Genomic DNA, 18,535 nt, shown 5'->3' on the forward strand with positions numbered 1-18,535 from the left:
GTCAGATCCCCCGGCGGGCCGTCGAGATGAAGTCGAGATCGGGGCGTTCGATCCCCGTGGCGAGGTCGGCGACGGCGTCACCGATCGCGGGACCGAACTTGAAGCCGTGCCCCGAGCACGCCGAGACGGCGATGACCTCGGGGGCGTCGGCCAGGGGCCCGATGATGAAACGTTTGTCCTCGGTCATCGTGTAGAGGCACGCGGCGAGTTCGACCGGCTCCGTGTCGAGGGCGGGGACGTACGCGTGCAGGAGGTCGCGCAGCGCGTCGGCTTCGGCGGGCGTCGGCGGCGTGACGGGGGTCTCGGGGTCCCAGACCTCTCCGGCATCCACTCCGAGCTTGACGCCGTTGCCGTCGGCATCCGGGATGCCGAAGACGAGCCCCTCGGCACGATCGACCGAGAACGCTCCGAGCGCCGACGGGATCCCCGCGGGCTGGCCGGGACGGACCGTGACGGTGAGGATCCGCCACACCTCGAGGAGATCGGACAGCTGCGGCAGCAGGGCACCGGCCCACGAGCCGCCCGCGACCACGAGACGGTTCGCGCGGACGACCCCTCGGTCGGTGCGGACCTCGACGCCGTCGGCGACCGTGTCCCAGCCGAGCACCCGCTCGCCGTCGTGCAGGTCGGCGCCCGCGGCCTCGGCGAGGCGACGGAGGGCGATCAGCGACCGCTCGGCCTCGAGCACCCCGGCGGACGGGTCGTAGACGGCGCGGTAGCCCTCGGGCACCGCGAACGACGGCATGAGGGCGGCCATCTCGGCGCGATCCCCGACCAGGACGCAGTCAGGGCCCTGCAGCTGCGACGCCCCCTCGTGCGCGTACAGTCCGCCGGTGCGGTGCAGCAGCGTCTCGCCCGAGGCACGCTCGAGCGCCTCCCACGCATCGAAGGCCTTCTCCACCAGCGGGTTCCACACCGGGTTCGGGTACGCGCGGCGGATCATGCGCGTGCGCCCGTGGGAGGACCCGCGGGAGTGCCCCGGCGCGAAACGGTCGATGCCGATCACCCGGACGCCGCGGGCCGCGAGCGAGGCGACGGTGGACATCCCGTGGATGCCGAGCCCCAGCACGACGACGTCGGCCGACACCACCCCGCTCACCGGAGGATTCCCGTCGCGATCGCGGCCACCCCGTCGACGAGGGCGGCGATGTCGGAGTCGTCGTTGTAGACGTGGGCGGACGCGCGGACGACGCTGGGCACGCCGCGGTCGCCGAGATCCCACTGGCCGTGGGTCGCGGGCACCGACACGACCCGCACTCCGCGGCGCGCGAGCTGGACGACGGCGTCGGCCGAGGCCACACCGTCGATCACGAACGTCACGAGGGCGGAAGGGCTTCCCGCCGGGTCGGCGACCGTGACGCCGTCGATCTCGGCGAGCGCCTCCCGCAGGCGGGCACCGGTCTCGACGAGCCACCCTTCCGTCTCGGGGATGCCACGGGCGGCGGCCTCGTCGAGGGCGACGCCGAGTCCGAGGCGCGCCGCGAGCGGCCCCTCCCAGGTCTCGTAGCGTCGCGCCGAGGGGACGAGCTCCCAGTCCGCGCTCGAGGTCCAGTGCGCACCGCGCACGTCCGGGGCGATGGGGAGCAGACGCTCGAGCAGCGTGTCGCGCACGTAGGCGAAGCCGGTGCCGCGCGGGGCACGGAGGAACTTCCGGCCCGTCGTGACCAAGACGTCGCACCCGATCTCGCGGACGTCGACCGCCAGGTGACCGACCGACTGCGTGGCATCCAGGATGTAGGTGCCTCCGTAGCGCTGCACGACCTCCCCGATCTGGGCGGCCGGCTCGACGAGACCCGACGACGTGGGCACGTGGGCGACCGTCACGATCGACGGTACCCCGTCGGACATCAGGGCTTCGAGTGCCGGGACGTCCACCCGACGGTGCGCGTCGTACGGCGCGATCACGAGGTCGATGCCGCGTTCGCGTGCGAGGCTCATGAGGTGCAGCGCGTGGCTGACGTACGTGCTGCTGGACGCGATGATGCGCTGCCCCGCGGCCGGTCGAAGGGCGTCGAGCAGGATGCGGAGGCCCGTCGAGGCGCTGTCGAAGAGGGCGATCTCGGGGGTGTCCGCGCCCACGAGCCGGGCGGCCGAGGCGTACACCGCGTCGAGGTCGGCGCGGCGTTCCGCGGCCGCCTCATACCCGCCCTTCTGCTCCTCGAGCCGCAGGTGGTCCACCACGGCGGCCACGACGGCGTGCGTCGGCAGGGCCGCGCCGGCGGCGTTGAAGTGGCTGGTCAGGGTCGAGCCGGCGGTGCGCGCGCGCTCCGCACCGACGTCGATCGCGGATCCGCCCACTGACGGCGCAGCGGGCGCGGATGCCGAGGCCGTCGCGGCGTCTGCGGTGGGGGGCGGGTTCATGGGGGACGGGTTACCTCCGGGTAGGATCCAAACATACTACATGTGGATCCAATCTGTGATCGCCCGTCTCGGAGGTGCCATGTCTCGCATGCTCGCCTACGTCGGCCCGGAGCCGACGAACGTCGCCGCCACGCTGGGCGACGACGTCCTGGCATCCTTCGCCGCCCTCTCCCGCGTGCACGCCGACGGCTGGGGTGCCGGCTGGCGCACCGAACGGGGAGTCGCCGCCAAGGTCGCACCCGGACGTCCGGCCACGCGCGACGCCCTCGCCCGGGCGGTCCGCGTACCGACGACCGCCGCTCTCCTTTACCTCCGCTTCGGCAGCGCCGGAACGGGCTCGAGCGAGCGGGAGGCGCAGCCGTTCCTGTTCGGCGACGAGGTGTTCGAGCACAACGGCGCGATCACGCCCCCGGATCGCCTGCGCGACGCGCTGACCGACGACGAGCGCGCGACGCTCCGCGGCACCAACGACAGCGAGCTGTACTTCGCCCGCCTGCGCCGCGCGGTCACCCCCGGAACCGACGTCGACCCGATCCGGATCGCGGATGCCGTCGCCGACGTCCGCGCGTCGTACCCCGAGGCGAGTCTCAACGCGCTGCTGCTCACCCCGAGCGCCCTCGTCGCGGTGCACTCGTCGGCGGGTCGCCCCGCCCCGCTCGCCGCGTTCGCCGCGCGCGGGCTCGACCTCGCCGACCTCCCGCCGGGTCACGGCGACGGCTACAACGTCCTCTTCACCCGCCGCACCTCCTCCGGTGCGCGCCTGGTCGCGACGACCGGCATCCCCCTGGACGGCTGGACCCCGCTCCCCGAGAACACGGTCTCCCTGGTGACCCCCGAGTCCGTGGCATCCACCCCCATCCCCGTCCGCGTAGGTGCGTGAGCCCGGCGGGACGAGCCCGGCGGGCTAGCGTGGAGGGATGGCACGCATGCGGGTGGAACCGGACGATGCGCCGACGGCGCGACTGTCCGACGGGGCGATCGCGCGGGTGACCGCGTCCACCTACGTGTCGGGGTCGGAACTCGTCGTCGACGGCACCCCGCAGTCGCACGTCGACCTCGACGATCCGACGCACCTGCACTTCGAGTACGTCGCGCGCATGGGTGCGGTCATCGACAGACTCCGGATGCCAGGACAACCGCTCACCGCGGTGCACCTGGGCGCGGGTGCCCTGACGCTCCCTCGCTACGTCGAGGCCACGCGACCGGGATCGCGACAACAGGTCATCGAGCTGGAGCCGGCGCTGTGGGACCTCGTGCGCGAGAATCTCCCCCTCCCCCGCGGGGCCGCGATCCGTGTCCGCATCGGCGACGCCCGCGCGGGCCTCGGTCGACTGCCCGCGGGCCTGCACGGCGCCGTCGACCTGCTCGTGAGCGACGTCTACTCCGGCGCGCAGACGCCCGCGCACCTCACGACCGTCGAGTTCTACCGCGAGGCCGCGGCACTCCTGGCGCCCGACGGCGTGCTGCTCGTCAACGTCTCGGACGGCCCCGGGTTGGCGTTCGCGCGGCGCCAGGTCGCGACGGTGCGCGAGGTGCTCCCCGAGGTCATCGTGCTCGCCGAGGTGCAGGTGCTGAAGGGCCGCCGGTTCGGCAACCTCGTCGTCGCCGCCTCCGCCGCGCCGCTCCCGGTCGAGTGGTTGCCGCGTCTCATGGCCGCGGGCCCCCACCCCGCGAAGGTCGCCCAGGGAGCCGAGATCGACGAGTTCATCCGCGACGCGCGTCCGGCGACGGATGCCGACGCGACACCCTCACCCAAGCCCTCGGCATCCATCTTCGACCGCTGACGACGCGCGCCGGAACGCTCCCCGGAGCGGGTTCGCGACCCGCCGGTGTGGCGAGGCGGAGCATCGGGCGCGCGCACCGCAGACTGGAAGCATCGGCCATTCGAGAGGAGCGACGGTGAGCTATATCCACGGGTACGACCCCGACACATTGCGCGAGATCACCGACTCTCGCGAGTGCGCGGAGCGGCTCGAGGAGATCGGTTCGCAGCGCAGTCTCCCGGCCCTTCTCGAGCGCACCTGGCTGCTGAAGGTGCTCGATCGCTTCGACGAGGCCCTGACGATCTCGGAGCAGTCGGTGCGCGTCGCCCGCATGGCCGGGACCCGCCGCGACCTGCTGCGCGCCCGCATCCTGCACGCCACGATCCAGCAGTGCCGCGGGGCGTTCGCCGCCGCCGAGCAGGAGCTGACGACATGCGCGGAAGAGGCCGAGGGGCAGGGCTGGGCGGGCATCGCCGCGTTCGCCGTCCAGCACCGCGGCAAGGTGCATTACGACGAGGGCGACTTCGAGGCCGCCCGCCGCGACTTCAAGCGCGCACTGTTCCTCCGGCAGAACGCGGGGGCCAGCGACGCCGAACTCGAGTCGACGCTGCTCGCGATCGACGCCGCCGAGCGCCGGCGGGCTCGCGCGGTCGTGGCGAGCTGACGTCGGAGCCCCTCTCTACGATTTCCGTCATGTCCGATCTGCAGCGTGTGCGCGTCTGGGCAGAGGCACTGATCGCCCTGCACCTCGACGAGTCGTGGTCGTTCGCCTTCGACAACGCCAAGCGCCGCGCCGGGCTCTGCGACTACGGCCGCCGCCGCATCAGCGTCTCGCGCTACCTCGCCGCGCGCTACGACGACGACACCAACCACCAGACGCTCCTGCACGAGGTCGCGCACGCTCTGGCCGGCGCTGCGGCGGGCCACGGCCCGTCGTGGAAGCGGGCGGCCCGCGACCTCGGGTACGTCGGCGGAACGACGCACGCCGGCGAGACCGCGAACGAACTGGCGCCGTGGGTGGGCACGTGCCCGGCCGGACACGTCGCCTACCGGCACCGCCGTGCGACGCGGCCGACGTCGTGCGCGAAGTGCGCACCGTACTTCGACCCGCGCTTCGCCCTGACGTGGGTGCACCGCGAGATCAGCCCCGCGACCCGGCTCGCCGCGGCGACGCCGCGCTGAGCGGGGGGTCTCACACCGCGGTGAAGACGCCGCTCTTCAGCACCGGGACGACGGATGCCGCATCCCGCGCGGCCGCGGCCAGCACGAGGTCGCGCTCGCCCGCGTCGGCGCGCAGACGCCCGGTACCGCTCGCGGTGAGGAGGTGCCGCACGGCCCCGCGCAGCGCGCGGAACCCTTCGCCCGCGACAGCGGCGTCGGGCGAGGCGTGATCGATGCCGAGGTCGCCGAGCGCGGCCACGACGGCACCCGCGCCGAGCAGATCCTCGACGGCGAACCGGGGGCCGCCCGCGTCGGCGTCGCCCACCGCGATCACCGCGATGCTCGTCCGGTCGCCGCGCGAGCGCTGCACGTCGAGCACGTGGGCGGCGACGGCCGCCGCATTGCGGATCCCCGCGACCACGACGTGCGCACCGGTTGCCTCCGCGGCGAGCGCCAGGCGATCCGCGGCGTCCTCCTCCACGGGGAGGGCCTCGCCGTTCTCGGCGGCGGCGAGCACGCGGGCGGTCAGACCGAGCGTCTGCACGACGATCACGACGTGTGCGGGTGCGAGCCGTGCGAGCCCGCCCTCGCCCCACTCGAGACGCACCTGGTAGTTCGCCTGCGCGAGCGCTTCGGGGGTGTTCGGCATCCCTCGAGCCTACGACGAGCGGCTCCGCGGGACCGGCCCGTCAACCCGACGTCGTTTCGGGCCGGAGGTGGCACGATGCGAGCATGCGCATTCTGCTGAAGTTCGAGATCGACTGCGATCCGGATGCCGCCTGGCGAGCCCTGCACTCCCCGCGCGCGGTCGCGGAACTCTACGGACCCCTGCTCGACGTCGAGACGCTCGAAGAGGCTCCGACATCGTTCTCCTCGGGCGACGACGTGCCGGTGCAGATGCGCGCGGTGGGGGTGTTCCCTGTGGGACGACAGCTGATCTCGGTCGCCGACCGCGAGACTTCCGACGGCAACGGCCGGGTCCGCGTGTTCCGCGACTGGGGCGTCCCCCTCACCGGGCCGCTCGCGGCGCTCGACGTCTGGGACCACCAGATGGCGGTCTCAGCCGCACCCGGCGACCCGAACCGGACGCTGTGGCGCGAGCGCCTCACGATCGGCGGCGCCGCGGCCCCCGCCCTGTGGCCCGGCCTCTGGGCGATGTGGCAGTGGCGCGCCGCGCGCATCCGCGCCCTCGCCCCGACGTGGGCGCACGACCCCGAGCTCACCGCGGACTGAGCCGCGGCGGCGCTCGCTCCGCGATCCGCACAACCTCAGTCGAATTCGGCCGGATGCCACCGACCCACGGCGAATCACTGAGGTTACGCCGACGCAGACCCGGCGCCTCGCGCCACCTCCAACCTCACCGATCCGCACAACCTCAGTCGAATTCGGCCGGATGCCACCGACCCACGGCGAATCACTGAGGTTACGCCGACGCAGACGCGGCGCCGACCCCGCTCAGACCAGCCCGTGGCGGTACGCGAAGACGACGAGCTGCACGCGGTCGCGGAGGGCGAGCTTAGTCAGGATGCGACTCACGTGCGTCTTCACCGTCGCCTCCGACAGGAACTCCCGCGCGGCGATCTCGGCGTTGCTGAGCCCCGCCGCCGCGAGGGCGAAGATCTCGCGCTCGCGATCGGTCAGGGCGCTGTAGCTCGCCGGCAGCGGCTCGGTCGCGCCGCCCTGCGCGATGTGCGCGAACAGGTCACGGGTGGCCTGCGCAGCGATCACGGCCGACCCCGCGTGCACCGTCCGCACCGCGGACAGCAGGAACTCGGGATCCGAGTCCTTGAGCAGGAATCCGCTCGCGCCGTGCTGGATGGCGCGGGCCGCGGCCTCGTCGAGGTCGAACGTCGTCAGTACGACGACGCGCGGGGCATCGGGCTCGCGGAGGATCTCCGCGGTGGCCGTGAGACCGTCCATGACCGGCATCCGCACGTCCATCAGCACAATGTCGGGGCGCGTCGCGCGCACGACGTCGATGCCCTCGCGTCCGTCGGATGCCTCGCCGACCACCTCCAGGTCGGGCTGCGAATCCAGCACCATCCGGATGCCGGCGCGGAACAGCGCCTGATCGTCGACGAGCACGACGCGGATCGGCGGAGTCATCGGTGCGGGTCCTTCCGAGGAGCGGGGGCGGGTTGGCATCCACTCTGCCGGGTGACCCCCGACCCGGTCACGCGGCGGGGCCGATCAGGAGGCTCACGCGGACGACGAAGTCGCGGGACTCGGGCTGCGCCGACAGTGTCCCGCCGGCGAGTTGCGCGCGCTCGCGCATGCCGATCACGCCGTGTCCTCCCGACGACGACGGAGGTCCGTCGCCGAGGCGGTTGCGCACGGTGAGTTCGACCCGATCCGGATGCCACGCGAAGCGCACCGCCACGCGCCGGTCGACGCCGTGGCGGAGAGCGTTCGTGAGCGCCTCCTGCAGGATGCGGTAGAGGGCGAGTTGCACGGACGCGGGCGGTTCCGCGACGGGGGCGGGATCGACCGTCGTCTCCAGCTCGACCCCTGCCGCGCGCACCTGGGCGTACAGCGACTCGACGTCGGCGAGGGTCGGCTGCGGCCCGTCCGCCTGACTGTGCCGCAGCTGCTGCAGCAGGAGACGGACGTCGGACAGGGCCGCCCGGGCGGTGGTCGAGATCGTCGACAGCGCGTCGGTCGCGGCCGCCGGGTTCTGGGCGGCGGCGTAGCGGGCGCCGTCGGCCTGGGCGATCACCACCGCGAGCGAGTGCGCGACCACGTCGTGCATGTCACGGGCGATGCGGACCCGCTCCTGCTCCGCAATCGTCGCCTCCTCGGCCGCGCGCTGCGCCGCAGCGTTCTCGGCGGCGCGCCGGGTCGTGCGCACGAGGGCACCCGATCCCCACGACAGCAGGAACGCGAAGCCCGACGTCAGCAGCACCGCGAGGATGGCGAAGGCGTTCTCGGGATGGAAGATCTCCTGACCGCCCCGCAGGATGAGGTACACCGTGGCCGTCACCGCACCGACGAACGTCGAGACGAAGCCGGCCCAATACACCCGGCGACTGCCGTAGGCGGCCGCGGTGTAGAGCACGACGAAGACGGCGACGTCGGTGGGGCTCGGCGACCGCAGGAACGACATCTGCGCGATCGCCGCCACCCACGCCAGCAGCAGCGCCACCCCGGGGTGCAGACGGCGGAACGCGAACGCGGCCGAGAACAGCGCGACGACGACGAGCGCACCGAGGTTGCCGAGCACGTCCCCGGGCTCGAGCTCGATGACGAAGGAGAACAGCCCGAAGAGACCGGCCGCGACGAGGTCGACGACCAGCTGGTACCGGAGCAGGGGACGCAGGGCGATGCGCATCCCTGTCACGCTACGCGGAACGCCGGGCGCCCGGCATCCACCGCGGGATGTATTCGCGCACGCAGCGTCGGGGCGCCCCGATACACGTTCAGTGTCCAAGACACGCGGACGACCGCGAGCCGCGTCCGCGTGTCTTGGACACCGGACCGGAAGGTCGGCGGGCGGCGCGCCAGCCGGGGGGGCAGGCAGCCGCCCGGGCGCGTCAGCCGGGGTAGTCCGCGGGCTCGATGGGGCGGGCCTCGAAGAAGGTCTGCAGCACGATCGTGGTCCGCGTGTTGACCTGTGCGGCGGCGCGGATGTCGCGGATGAGCGTCTCGAGATCGCGCGGCGTCGGGACGCGCACGAACAGCATGTACGCGGCGTCGCCGGCGACGGAGTGGCACGCCTCGATCGCGCTCAGGTGCGCGAGCAGTTCGGGGGCGTTGTCGGGCTGCGCGGGGTCGAGCGGCGTGATCTCGACGAACGCCGCGAGGGGCCGCCCGAGCGCCTCCGCGTCGAGCACCGGCCGGTAGCCCCGGACGATTCCGCGCGACTCCAGGCGGCGCAGCCGCGACTGCACGGCCGAGACGGACAGCCCGACCTTCTCGGAGAGGTGCGCGAGGGTCGCGCGCGCGTCGAGCGAGATCTCGCGCACGATCGCGGCATCGACGGCGTCATCCAGACGCACGCGGCGGACGGAACCCTCGGACATGCGCTGACAGTACCAGTGACCGCCACCTCCCCTCTCGCGCGAGACGTAAGTTTTCCGTTAGCATCCATCTTTGACAGGAATTTTTCCCGCAGTATCGATCGGAGGCCACCATGTCCCTCGCAACGCCCACGCGTTCCACGCGAGATCTGCTCGACGGGCACACCGCGGCCACGGTCGAACACACCCCGGCCTGGGCTCTCCTGAAGGATGCCGCGGTCGCACTGCAGTCGCTGCAGGCCGCCGACGGCTCCGTCCCCGAGGCGACGGACCACCCGCGCGCCACCGCCCTGGTCGCCGACATCGTCGAGGCGATCGCCGCGCTCACCCCCCTGTTCCCGCACGACGACGCCTACCTCCGCGCGTCCGTCGTCGACTTCGAGCGGTGGCGCGACGGCGGCTTCGGGGTGCCCGACTTCCTCGACTCGCTCGTGGCCTTCCAGCCGCAGGAGCACCGGGTCGACGGCATCCGTCACCTCGTCGTGTTCCCGATGTACACGCAGAACGGGTCGCGCGAGCGGCACGTCGAGGCTGTGCTCGTCGAGGTCATCTGGCCCGAGTTCATCGCGCGCCTCGAGACCGAGTACACCAACCGCCTGTTCGTCTCGCTGCGTCTGGTCGACTTCACGCCCGGGTACGACACGAACTCGGCGGTGCTCTTCCCCGAGACCGTCGCGATGCGCGAGGTGCCGACGTTCACGTGGGGCGCGATCTTCCAGGACCGCGAGGCCGCGCGCTATCGCCGCGTGACCCGCGCGGCCGCCGAGATCACGAAGCTCGAGCTGCCGGACGCTGCCGCCCGGATGCTCGACGACCAGGCGCTCACCGAGCAGACCTTCGTGATGTGGGACATCATCCACGACCGCACGCACATGCGCGGCGACCTCCCGTTCGACCCGTTCATGATCAAGCAGCGGATGCCGTTCTTCCTCTACTCCCTCGAGGAGCTGCGCTGCGACCTCACGGCGTTCCGCGAGTGCGTCGAGATCCAGAAGCGCCTGTCGGCGCGGGACGACCTGGATGCCACCGAGCAGGCGATGCTCGAACACGCCGAGCTCGTGCAGTACGCCGTGATCTTCGACCGCATCTTCCGCTTCGCCATCACCGGCTCGCGCGTGCGCAACTACGACGGGCTCGGCGGACAGCTGCTCTTCGCGTGGCTGCACCAGCGCCGCGTGCTGCACTGGACCGACACGTCGCTCGCGTTCGACTGGGACGAGGTCCCCGCCGCGGTCGTGGCGTTGGCCGACGCGATCGACGAGCTGTACTGGCGCTCGATCGACCGCCCGAAGACGGCGCATTGGCTGGCCGCGTACGACCTGGTCCGCTCGGTCGTCACGCCGCACCCTGCGTCGGTGTGGGCGCGCGGACTGTCGGACGACGTGCTGGCCGGACTCCCCAAGGGGTACACCGACGCGGTGCTGGACGACGAGTTCCCGCTGTCGATGTTCTTCGAGGCGCTGGAGAAGAAGATGCGCCCCGTGATCGCCTCGACCGAGGGCATCACCGGCCGCGACTGAGGGGACGACGCCGGTTCCTAGGGCGAACCGTCGCGCCACCCCCGCGGCCGACACGCCGCGGGGGTGGCGGTCGGGGCGGCGTGTCGGACACGATGTCCGCACGACGGTTCGTCGCGGAGCGACCGCCGTCGGTCGAACCGAACCACGGAGGAGACGGCATGGACACGGGCGTCGAAGGCCGAACGGTCCTGCTCGCCGGCGGTACGAGCGCGGCGGGGCGCAGCGTCGCTCGCGCGCTGCGCGCGGCGGGGGCCACGGCGATCGTCGTCGGCTCGGACGCCGGGCGGCTGGCATCCGTCGCCGAGGACATCGACGGCGTCGTGACCGAGCAGTGCGATCTCACCGACCCGGATGCCGTGGACGCCCTGCGCGACCGCGTGCACGCCGCACACGGCGGGGTCGACGGCATCCTGCACCTCGTCGGAGGGTGGCGCGGCGGCGGCGGGCTCGCGGGACAGAGCGACGAGGACTTCGCGTTCCTGCTGAAGTCCTTCACCGCGCTGCGGAACGTCACGCGCTCGTTCGACGAGGACCTCAGGACCTCGGATGCCGGTCGCCTCGCGATCGTGTCCTCCACCTCGGTCGCGCGACCCCTCGCGGGCGGCGCGAACTACGCCGCGGTCAAGGCTGCCAGCGAAGCGTGGACGCGCGCGGTCGCGCAGGGCTTCACGAAGGCGGCTCGGGATGCCGGACGCGACCCGTCCGCGGCGGCCGTGGTGTTCCGCGTGAAGAGCCTCGCGGGCCTCGAGGACGCGCTCGCGCTCGCGTACCTCGGCCTGTGGGACGACCCCGCGGAGGACATCAACGACGTGACGATCGAGCTCGCGGCGGGCTGACGCGGCGGTCGGCGCGGGTCAGCCGGCCCGCGGAGGCCCACTCTCCGGCGCGGGGGCTTCGGCATCCGGGACCCCTCCGGCGCGCGCGGCGAGCGAGGACGCTTCGTCCTCGGGGCCGGGAGCCTCGGGCGGGGCGGACGCGTCGCCGGACGGCGCCTCCTGATACTGCCGCGACAGCACGCGGTACGAGCGCGTGAGGAACGCGGCCGCGCCCACCACGACCATCACCAGACCCGCGACGACGAAGACGAGCGCGATTCCGCGCCCGATTCCGTCACCGAGCAGCCAGCCCCAGGTCGCTCTGCCATCGGCACCGTCCATGTAGGGGATGATCGCGAACTCCGCGATCGGGGCGATGAGGAACGCGGTGATCGGGGCCGACGCCGACTCGAAAGCGGCGGCGAAACCGAAGACGCGTCCTTGCGTCTCGAAGGGGACGACCTTCTGGATTACGGTCTGCTCGGCTGCCTCGACCGCGGGGATGAGCGCCATATACACCCAGATCCCGGCGACGTACAGCCACCACCAGTCGCGGAGGGTGAAGGCGGCACCCAGCACGCCCATGCCGATCACGATGAGCAGCATGGTGCGGATCGGGTTGCGCCCGAGCCCGAACTTCGCCACCAGGGCGCCGCCGATGATGAATCCGGTGGCGGTGACACCGAGAACCAGGCCCCACCCCTCCACCGTGAAGAGCTGGAGACCGTAGGGGTCCATGAGGGCGAGGTAGACACCGCCGATGAGGTTGTTGAAGGTCGAGAAGATCAGCAGCGCGAACAGGCCGGGCGAAGCCCGCACAGCTCGGACCGCGCCGCGCACGTCGACGGCGGGAGCGCGCTCGCCCGTGCGCGCGGGGCGCTCCTCGGGGATGCGGATCGTGAGCAGGTGGAGCAGCGCCGCCAGGGTGAGGACGATCGCGATCGCCAGCGTCCACCCCATGCCGAGCTGCCCGACCGACAGCCCGCTGAACACACTCGTGACCACGAACGACAGCCCCTGCACCGTCCCGACGAGACCGTTCGCGTTGGCCCGGCGATCCTCGGGGACGAGGAGGGTCACGGTCGTCGACAGCGCGATGTTGCGCATGTTCTCGATGACGGCGCCGCCGAGCACCACCCCGGAGAAGATCCAGAACCACGGGCCACCGAGGTCGAGCAGCGCACGCTCGGGGAAAGCGAGCCACAGTGCTCCCGCGATGAGGAACGCCACGAGCGTGACGATCCCCGACACCACCATGACGCGGTGCTTGCGGTGCCGGTCGACGATCGTGCCGAACAGCATCGCGAACACCGCCAGCAGAAGCATGTAGGCGCCGCCGATGATGCCGGTCGCCAGCACCGACCGGGTCTCGAGGTACACCCAGAAGGTCAGCGCGAACCACAGGTAGCTCGTCGTGACGTTGGCCGCCGCCGTGTTCACGAGAACACCGAGGAACGCCCGCCGGTCGGCGGCGCCGCCCGGGACGGCGGCGGCGGACGGGGGTGTCTCGGTCATGCGGCACACGTTAGCCACCCCCTCCGACATCGGCCAGGGCCTCGGCGGTGACCGGAGGCGGGCGATCGCGGCACCGTCGGCCCCTCAGCCACCCGTTCCCCGCAGCACGGCGATCTACTACTCCAAGAGGCGACGCAGGTCGTCCGCCGAGAACGCCGAGCCACCGGAGAAGGACCCTTCGCCGCCGTCACCGTCGAGGACCTGCGCGAACAGCGCGCTCTTGGATTCACGGAGAGCGACCACCTTCTCCTCCACGGTGCCCGCCGCGACGAGTCGGTAGACGATCACGGGGCGTGTCTGACCGATGCGGTGCGCGCGGTCGATCGCCTGCTCCTCGACCGCCGGATTCCACCAGGGGTCCAGAAGCACGACGTAGTCCGCCTCCACGAGGTTGAGCCCCACCCCGCCCGCCTTCAGAGAGACGAAGAACGCCGGGTCCGTCCCTTCGCGGAACCGATCGATCTCGGCTTGCCGGTTCGTCGTCGACCCATCGAGATACCCGGATGCCACGCCCGCCTCTTCGCATCTCTGTCGTGCGGCCTTGAGGAACCGGGTGAACTGGCTCAGCACGAGAATGCGATGCCCCTCCGCCGCCGCCTCGACGAGAAGCGTCTCGAGCGCGTCGAGCTTGGCGGACGGCGCTTCTGCCTCGCCGATCAACGTCGGGTCGAGGGCCAGCTGGCGCAGCATCGTCAGCGAACGGAAGATTTCGAAGCGGTTGCTCGCGACGTCGTCCAGCAACCCCAGCAGTCGCTGCCGCTCGCGGTGGAATCGCCGGTCGTAGAGGCGGCGGTGCGCCGGGTGCAGCTCGATGTCGATGACGATCTCCTGCTTGGGCGGGAGCTCGGACGCGACGAGTTCTTTGCTGCGTCTCAGGAGGAAGGGACGGATGCGTCGGCGCAACTGCGCGAGGCGATCGGCGTCGGAATGCTTCTCGATCCGGTTCCGGTACATCTTCTGGAACGACTCGCGCGTCCCGAGGAGACCGGGCGCCACGAGCGACACCAGAGCCCAGAGTTCGGAGAGGTTGTTCTCCATGGGGGTCCCCGTGATCACCAGTTTGAAGGGCACCGACAGCGCCCGGGCGGCGCGGTAGCCGCGTGAGGCGGGGTTCTTGATCTGCTGAGCCTCATCGAGGACGAGCCCCGACCATTCGAGGTCGGCATACTGCTCCTGCTCGAGGCGGAACAGCGCATAGCTGGTGACGACGACGTGCGCGCCGGCCACCGCCTGCGCGAGAGTCGCCCCGCGGCGCGTCTCGGTCGCACCCACGCTGACCACCACCAGCCCCGGAGCGAACGTCGCGCACTCCCGCGCCCAGTTGCCGACCACGCTCGTCGGAGCGACGATCAGGAACGGCGCCATCGTCGGATCCGCCTCGCGAGCGGTCTCCATCATCGCGATGGTCTGAACGGTCTTTCCCAGCCCCATGTCGTCCGCCAGAATGCCCCCGAGGCCGTTGACGCGCAGGAAGTGCAGCCAGGCGAGACCCGCCAGTTGATACTCGCGGAGCGCGGCACGGAGACCGACGGGCGGTGGGACGGGCTCGACGGCAGCCCCGGATGCCAACCCCTGGACCCTCAGCCACCAGTCGGCCTCGTGGGCGGTGATCATCCCCAACTCGGCGAGGTCGTCCCACAGCGCGAGGTCATAGCGATTGACCTTGACCGAATCCCCCGTCGCGTCGGTCAGGGCCCGCGCTTCATCGATGATTTCCCGGAGCCGATCGAACTCGGGGCCGTCGAGGCGCGCGTATCGGCCGTCGGTCAAGAAAAGCACGCGGTCTCCCAGGGCGAGGGCCGTGTAAAGCGTGGTGAAATCGACTTCCTCCTCACCCACACGAACGCGCGCGCGAAGATCGAACCAATCGCTCCCATCGTCGGCACCGGTGGACAGCTCCACAGTGGGGACGTCGTCCGCGGGGCGCAGCCCCGGACCATCGCCCTCCGTTCGGACGCGGACGCCGTGGAGGTCACGAAGGAGGGGAAGCACCTCGGCGGCCAACACCGCAGCGGACGCGGGAGACAGACGCATTGCCTCGCTCGCACCCCACGACTCGGGCACCGGCAGCACGAAATGCACATCGTCGAGCACCTCGGCGACGCGCACGGCGATGCCTGCCTCGTAAGCGGCATGGGAGCGCCCCCTCGAAAGCGACCGGTCCCACCACCAGGCGACGTTTGCTCCCTCGTCGTCGAACTCGACCGCGAGTTCGAGGACGGGCATCGGCGGGGCCGGGAGATCGAACGAACTCCCGGGAGAGATGACCGGAGCCGCACTCTGCAGACGGGGAAGGTACTGCCCGCGAAAAGCATCCTCCGCCTCCGCGGCGATGACCAGGGGCTCGCGGCGCTCGAGCAGGCCGCGCAGCGGTCCGACGGCCGGAGGGTCGATGCGAGCGAGAGTGATGGCCTCGTCGTCGCCGTCGAGTCCGTCCACGAAGACGACGGCAACGGCCGGGTCTCCGACGACCCAGAAGGGCAGTCGCGACAGTGTCTCGGGGATCGACGACAGGGTTCCGCGCAGGTGCACTTCGGCCCCGCGACGCTCGATCTCGACCGACCCCGACACGGGGGTCTCCCACACCTTCACTTCCCGGTGCGCGCTCGCGCCGGACACCATCGGTACGCCAGCCGCACTCAGCGCCTCCAGATGTGTCCAGAGCGAATGCGGGGGAACGTCGGAAAGCGGCATCCATTCATCGCCGGCGTACCCGCGGAACGACGACCGCCCCAGGCGACCGAGGCTGTCGACGGCTGCCTGAGCATCGGGACGGGCGGGTAGCGACGAGAGGCTCGTCCACGTCGCGCGACCCTTGATCCACTTCCCCCGTGCACCGCGCATCCCGGGGCGCGCAACGATCGTCAGGGCATTGCCGCGCACGTACCCGGACGGCCGACGGACGGAGAGGAAGAGACACAGTTCCTCCTCCGACATGTCGACATCGAGGGGCGAGCCGAAGAAGTCGTCGAGAGTGCGCTGCCACTCCGGGCGGGACGCTTCGTGATCGCCCATGAGGCGCGTGAGCAGCACCACCGTCGCGGCGCACACGTGGGAGCAGGCGGGTCCTTGGTCGCACGAACACCACGCGGAGAGCGCGGAGATGTCCGGGGAGACACGCACCTCGAGGTGCTCGTACCCCGCGGACCCGAAGCACTCGGCCGAGGCGACGATGGCGTCGCTCCCGAACTCGGTCTCGCCGACGTCGACGGACCCCGACGCGACGATCCACCGCGCGCGGGCGATGACCGCGGGCGGGAAGATCTCGCTCACGTGCTGCCAGAGTTCCGGATCGATGTCCACACGGGCATCCTTCCGGACGCCGGGGACACGCGGGGAACGGAGGCACCCCACGGGGGGATAACTCCGATGATTCACCGCCTGGGGAGAAGCGGCTGGCGCTGAGCCGGTGACTACGCTGGAGAGGTGACCCCCCTGCATGACACCGCGGTCCGCGGCTTCGCGTCCGACAACTACTCCGGCATCCACCCCGAGGTCCTGGCCGCCATCGCCTCGGCCAACGAGGGGCACCAGGTCGCCTATGGCGAGGACGTCTACACCTCGCGTCTGCAGGAGCTGTTCGCGGGCCTGCTGGGCGCCGGCGTCGAGGCGTACCCGGTGTTCAACGGCACGGGCGCGAACGTCGTCGGTCTGCAGTCGATGCTCCCCCGTTGGGGCGCCGTGATCTCGGCATCCACGGCTCACATCAACGTCGACGAGGGCGGGGCGCCCGAGCGCGTGGGCGGCATCAAGCTGCTCACCGTTCCGACCGACGACGGCAAGCTCACGCCCGAACTCGTCGACCGCGAAGCGTGGGGCTGGGGCGACGAGCACCGCGCGCAGCCGCTCGTCGTCTCGATCACGCAGTCGACCGAGCTCGGCACCCTGTACACGCCCGACGAGATCCGCGCCCTCGCCGACCACGCGCACGCGCGCGGCATGCGGCTGCACATGGACGGCGCCCGCATCTCGAATGCCGCCGCGGCGCTCGACCTCCCTCTCCGGGCGTTCACCCGCGACGCCGGGGTCGACGTGCTGAGCTTCGGCGGCACGAAGAACGGCGCGATGATCGGCGAGGCGATCGTGGTGCTCGACCCCGCGGCATCCACGGGTCTCACCTACCTGCGCAAGCTCGACATGCAGCTGTCGAGCAAGATGCGCTTCGTGTCGGCGCAGTTGGTGGCCCTGCTCGAGAACGACCTGTGGCTACGCAACGCCCGGCACTCCAACGCCATGGCGCATCGGCTGCGCGCGGGGGTCGAGGCGGGGCTCGCCGACGGCTCGATCCGCGGCGTCGAGTTCACGCAGCCGACGCAGGCGAACGGCGTCTTCGCGATCCTGCCCGAGGGGGTCGCCGACCGCCTCCGCGAGAGCTTCCGCTTCTACGACTGGGACGAGGCGCGCCGCGAAGTGCGCTGGATGTGCTCGTTCGACACGACCGAGTCCGACATCGACGCGTTCATCGCCGCGATCGCGCGCGAGACCACGCGCTGACGCGGCCCCGCGCGGGCGCCGCCGTCGGACCGCGGCCGCGGCTCAGCGCGCGGAGGGACGGCCGAGCACGAGCGTCGAGGCCGACGGGCGCCAGTGCCGCGCCACGTACTCGACGGCCTCGTCGACTCCCAAGGCCCGACTGGAGTTGCCCACACGGACCCACAGGTCGGTGACCGAGCCGCCGTCCTTGGGCTGGGTCAGGAACACCGGCCGCGCCGCGGGGCGGCACACCACGACGCACACCGAGGGGTGACCGTCGCCGGCCGAGGCGAAGACGATGCGCGGCTGCGCCGCGGCGTTGCGGCCGATCGCCTTCGAGAGCATGTCGCGCAGCCACAGCTCGAACCGGTCGTGGTCGGGCGTGCGCATGGTCGCGAGGTCGCGATCGAGCCCGATGGCCGTGCCGGTGTCGTCCGCGCCGATCACGAGCGTTCCACCGCGCGAGTTGAGGAACGCCGCGACCGACTTGGCGATCGCGATCTCCATGCGCGGGTCTTTGCGGTTCTCGCGGACGTTCCACCGCGCGGTCTCCTTGAACTCCACGCGGTCGGACTCCCCCGCGCGCAGCAGCGCCGGCACGTCGATGTCGCCGCCGTCGCGACGGGCGGCGGCGACGACCGCGGCCACGATCGCCGACAGCCCGAGGCTCGCACCGACGGAGAACAGGATCGTCGTGGGCACCCAGAGCCGCGCGGCGCCGCCGACCCACGCCGACAGCAGCAGCCCGACGCTCACCCCCAGCACGCCGATCACCGTCATGGTGGGCATGCTCAGCGACCGCGCGGGGCCGAACACGCGGCGCAGCACGAGCGCGATCAGCGCGGCCAGCGCCAGGACGACGGGCAACGCGATCGCGAGATCGACGAGGGAGGTGTCCATCGGCATCCGGC

Annotated in this window: 17 protein-coding genes; 8 read left to right on the forward strand and 9 right to left on the reverse strand. The window is 71.7% G+C overall.

The window, feature by feature from the left end:
• Position 1 precedes the first annotated feature (1 nt).
• Both solA and RKD05_RS03770 read right to left on the reverse strand, forming a co-directional pair.
• Positions 2 to 1,099, reverse strand: coding sequence for an N-methyl-L-tryptophan oxidase (gene solA / locus RKD05_RS03765; RefSeq protein ID WP_424708115.1), 1,098 nt, complete (start codon positions 1,097 to 1,099; stop codon positions 2 to 4).
• Positions 1,096 to 2,361, reverse strand: coding sequence for an aminotransferase class V-fold PLP-dependent enzyme (locus RKD05_RS03770; RefSeq protein WP_424708116.1), 1,266 nt, complete (start codon positions 2,359 to 2,361; stop codon positions 1,096 to 1,098). Before RKD05_RS03770 ends, solA begins: the two co-directional genes overlap by 4 nt.
• 79 nt (positions 2,362 to 2,440) lie before the next feature.
• Between RKD05_RS03770 and RKD05_RS03775 the strand changes: the two genes are divergently transcribed.
• From RKD05_RS03775 to RKD05_RS03790, 4 genes are all read left to right on the forward strand, one after another.
• A complete protein-coding gene (locus RKD05_RS03775) occupies positions 2,441 to 3,241 on the forward strand; it encodes a class II glutamine amidotransferase (protein ID WP_424708117.1) in 801 nt (266 codons plus the stop codon).
• A gap of 37 nt (positions 3,242 to 3,278) precedes the next feature.
• Positions 3,279 to 4,145 (forward strand): spermidine synthase, encoded by an 867-nt coding sequence (locus RKD05_RS03780; RefSeq protein ID WP_022879916.1) that lies wholly within the window; start codon positions 3,279 to 3,281, stop codon positions 4,143 to 4,145.
• A 115-nt stretch (positions 4,146 to 4,260) separates the two neighbouring features.
• A complete protein-coding gene (locus RKD05_RS03785; protein WP_424708119.1) occupies positions 4,261 to 4,788 on the forward strand; it encodes a hypothetical protein in 528 nt (175 codons plus the stop codon).
• A gap of 29 nt (positions 4,789 to 4,817) precedes the next feature.
• Positions 4,818 to 5,306 (forward strand): SprT-like domain-containing protein, encoded by a 489-nt coding sequence (locus tag RKD05_RS03790; protein ID WP_424708120.1) that lies wholly within the window; start codon positions 4,818 to 4,820, stop codon positions 5,304 to 5,306.
• A 10-nt stretch (positions 5,307 to 5,316) separates the two neighbouring features.
• On the opposite strand, the gene RKD05_RS03795 is transcribed toward RKD05_RS03790, so the two are convergent.
• Complete coding sequence (locus tag RKD05_RS03795; RefSeq protein ID WP_424708122.1) at positions 5,317 to 5,934, reverse strand: 2-phosphosulfolactate phosphatase; 618 nt, start codon at positions 5,932 to 5,934, stop codon at positions 5,317 to 5,319.
• A gap of 83 nt (positions 5,935 to 6,017) precedes the next feature.
• Between RKD05_RS03795 and RKD05_RS03800 the strand changes: the two genes are divergently transcribed.
• Complete coding sequence (locus RKD05_RS03800; protein ID WP_424708124.1) at positions 6,018 to 6,518, forward strand: hypothetical protein; 501 nt, start codon at positions 6,018 to 6,020, stop codon at positions 6,516 to 6,518.
• Between the two features lie 222 nt (positions 6,519 to 6,740).
• Here RKD05_RS03800 and RKD05_RS03805 read toward each other — a convergent pair whose 3' ends face one another.
• The 3 genes from RKD05_RS03805 to RKD05_RS03815 form a co-directional block, all read right to left on the reverse strand.
• Positions 6,741 to 7,391: a response regulator gene (locus RKD05_RS03805; RefSeq protein ID WP_063256796.1), complete on the reverse strand. Its 651-nt coding sequence runs from the start codon at positions 7,389 to 7,391 to the stop codon at positions 6,741 to 6,743.
• 67 nt (positions 7,392 to 7,458) lie between these two features.
• On the reverse strand, positions 7,459 to 8,613 hold the full coding sequence (locus RKD05_RS03810; protein ID WP_424708126.1) for a sensor histidine kinase: 1,155 nt from the start codon (positions 8,611 to 8,613) through the stop codon (positions 7,459 to 7,461).
• Between the two features lie 202 nt (positions 8,614 to 8,815).
• On the reverse strand, positions 8,816 to 9,274 hold the full coding sequence (locus RKD05_RS03815) for an Lrp/AsnC family transcriptional regulator (protein WP_026095597.1): 459 nt from the start codon (positions 9,272 to 9,274) through the stop codon (positions 8,816 to 8,818).
• A gap of 140 nt (positions 9,275 to 9,414) precedes the next feature.
• Here RKD05_RS03815 and RKD05_RS03820 point away from each other — a divergent pair, with 140 nt between their 5' ends.
• Both RKD05_RS03820 and RKD05_RS03825 read left to right on the forward strand, forming a co-directional pair.
• Positions 9,415 to 10,821, forward strand: a complete 1,407-nt coding sequence (locus RKD05_RS03820; protein ID WP_424708128.1) for a DUF6421 family protein — start codon at positions 9,415 to 9,417, stop codon at positions 10,819 to 10,821.
• 158 nt (positions 10,822 to 10,979) lie between these two features.
• Positions 10,980 to 11,657 (forward strand): SDR family NAD(P)-dependent oxidoreductase, encoded by a 678-nt coding sequence (locus RKD05_RS03825; RefSeq protein WP_424708130.1) that lies wholly within the window; start codon positions 10,980 to 10,982, stop codon positions 11,655 to 11,657.
• A gap of 18 nt (positions 11,658 to 11,675) precedes the next feature.
• Here RKD05_RS03825 and RKD05_RS03830 read toward each other — a convergent pair whose 3' ends face one another.
• Together RKD05_RS03830 and RKD05_RS03835 are read right to left on the reverse strand one after the other, a co-directional pair.
• Positions 11,676 to 13,151: an MFS transporter gene (locus RKD05_RS03830; protein ID WP_424708132.1), complete on the reverse strand. Its 1,476-nt coding sequence runs from the start codon at positions 13,149 to 13,151 to the stop codon at positions 11,676 to 11,678.
• 117 nt (positions 13,152 to 13,268) lie between these two features.
• Entirely contained in the window at positions 13,269 to 16,454 is a 3,186-nt protein-coding gene (locus RKD05_RS03835; protein WP_424708133.1) for a DEAD/DEAH box helicase, read from the reverse strand.
• Between the two features lie 123 nt (positions 16,455 to 16,577).
• Between RKD05_RS03835 and RKD05_RS03840 the strand changes: the two genes are divergently transcribed.
• Positions 16,578 to 17,645 (forward strand): threonine aldolase family protein, encoded by a 1,068-nt coding sequence (locus RKD05_RS03840; protein ID WP_424708135.1) that lies wholly within the window; start codon positions 16,578 to 16,580, stop codon positions 17,643 to 17,645.
• Between the two features lie 42 nt (positions 17,646 to 17,687).
• Here the strand turns inward: RKD05_RS03840 and RKD05_RS03845 are convergent, their stop codons facing one another.
• Positions 17,688 to 18,524: a helix-turn-helix domain-containing protein gene (locus tag RKD05_RS03845; protein WP_424708137.1), complete on the reverse strand. Its 837-nt coding sequence runs from the start codon at positions 18,522 to 18,524 to the stop codon at positions 17,688 to 17,690.
• Between the last annotated feature and the right edge of the window lie 11 nt (positions 18,525 to 18,535).

It is taken from the genome of Microbacterium sp. SLBN-111 (assembly GCF_049739645.1).
Lineage (GTDB): Bacteria > Actinomycetota > Actinomycetes > Actinomycetales > Microbacteriaceae > Microbacterium.